We start from the raw sequence: 1960 nt of genomic DNA on the forward strand, positions 1-1960 counted from the left end.
GTACGAGTCCTCGACAGGGACCGACGGCTCAATCCCCGCCTCGGCGAGGCGCTCGGTGTACTTGGTCGACAGATGTTGGGCGGATTCAACTGGTTGTTGCAACACACTCCGCCTGAGCCGATTGCAGGAACTGGTCAGGCGCTTCGGCGGGAGTTCTCCAGCCGAGCGTTTTCCGAGGTCTTGCATTGAGGGCAGCTGCCTCTGCCTCGAGGTCTTTGGCGCTGTGGCGGCCGAGGTCGGTACCCTTGGGAAAGTACTGGCGCAGGAGCCCGTTGGTGTTCTCGTTCGTGCCGCGCTGCAAGGGCTTGCGGGGATTGCAGAAGTAGACCTGCACGTCCGCATCGATCCGCAGGCGTGCGTGTTGGCTCATCTCCGCTCCCTGGTCCAGGTGAGCGACCGCCGCTGCTCCGGAAAGGAGATGATCGTGCGCGCGATCGCCTCGCACACGGCTTTGGCACCATGCCCGGCGAGTGCGGGGCCGTTCTTGACGCGCGCTCCGTCGCCGTGGGCTGCCATGCGAGGCAAGTGGAGCAGGAGGGCAAAGCGCGTGGTGTGCTCCACAAGCGTGCCGATTGCCGAGCTGAGCAGGCCCAGGATGAGGTCGCCTTCCCAGTGGCCCGGCACGGCACGGTCGGCCGCTTCTGCCGGGCGCTCGCTGATCACGATCTCGGGCAGGACGAACGACTTGCCTCGCCCGCGGCTGCGTGCACGCGGCACCCGCAGGACCCGCCCGGTGCGCAGGCAGGCGGTCAACTCGCGGCGAAGTGCGCCCCGGCCTTGTACGAAGAGCGCCTGGTATATGGCCTCGTGGCTGATGCGCATGGTTTCGTTGTCAGGATTGTCGATCAGCAGCCGGCGGGCGATCTGCTCTGGACTCCAGGCAACGGACCAGCGCCGGGCTTGCCGCCGTCCATGCCGGCGGCCCTTCCATGCAACAACAGGCCCAAGTCGCTCCACTCCGCCGGGGGCCGCAACCGTGCCGGCCAGCCGCTCCTCGACGTAGCGCCGCAGCTCTGGGTTGGTTGCAAGCTTCGCCGGCTTGGGACGACGGGCGGATTGCTCGGCATGCTACTGCGCGGTTGTCGCCCGGTACTCGAAGCCGCCGCCCCGCGTGGCAGCCTTGCGCCGCAGCTCGCGCGAGTTGGTCGATGCTGCCCGCCCGAACCGGTGGGCGATCTCCCGCACCGAACTGCCCTGTACTCGCAGCAGCGCGATCTCCTCGCGGTCCGCAAAAGAGAGATAGCAGAGAGATAGCGGCCGGAGAGCGGCTTGGCCGAGGGTGCAAGCGTTGACTGGCATGCCGCCGGCCTCCCGGAACCATCGTGTGCCCACGGCCGGCGACACCCCTGTGCTGACCGCGGCCTCCTCACTTGCCATCCCTGTCGCGATCGCCTCCCAAAACCGCCGCCGCTCCTCGCGCGTCGCCGCCGGTGGCCGACCCGGCGAGAACAACGGGGCCCGTCATCTATCAGAACGCCGCCTTCGCCCGTTCATCGCAACTCCTTCAGGGTGTTGCGACGACCGCTTGAATCCGCCCTATATTCCGCATTTTGAGTGGTGCGCTCCTGCAGTCTCCTCGTCTCCCGCAACAACACCGCCGGCGTTGGGGTCGTTTGACCCGCAAGGGGCGTCCTGTCGCGGGATCGCGCTCCAGCCCCCTCGGCACCTAGGGAGCCGACCACTCCACGAACTGCACCGGGCTGTCGGCCTGATCGTCATTCTTGCCGATCGGGAAGGCCATCGGCTCATGCCGGAATGCGCCCAGCCACGTTCGCTAGGGAGAAGATAGTTGCCCGTCTCTAGCCGGGCGGTCTGCGCCTCCAGCTGCGTGGCCTTGTCGAGCCGCGGCTTGGCGCTTGATAGCGTCCTGGCTGGCTGGCCTCCTCTTGCCGGAACTGCTGCACCGGTGAGATGCCATGGGCCTGACGGTGCTTCCTGAGCGCTTGACGGAATTGCGGCT

1 pseudogene is annotated in these 1960 nt (G+C 67.2%); it reads right to left on the bottom strand.

What is annotated here, in order from left to right:
• Nucleotides 1-85: 85 nt before the first annotated feature.
• Nucleotides 86-1452: pseudogene (locus BN1233_RS50770) on the bottom strand (IS30 family transposase).
• Between the last annotated feature and the right edge of the window lie 508 nt (nt 1453-1960).

Source organism: Microvirga massiliensis, assembly GCF_001006805.1.
GTDB classification, from domain to species: Bacteria; Pseudomonadota; Alphaproteobacteria; order Rhizobiales; family Beijerinckiaceae; genus Microvirga; species Microvirga massiliensis.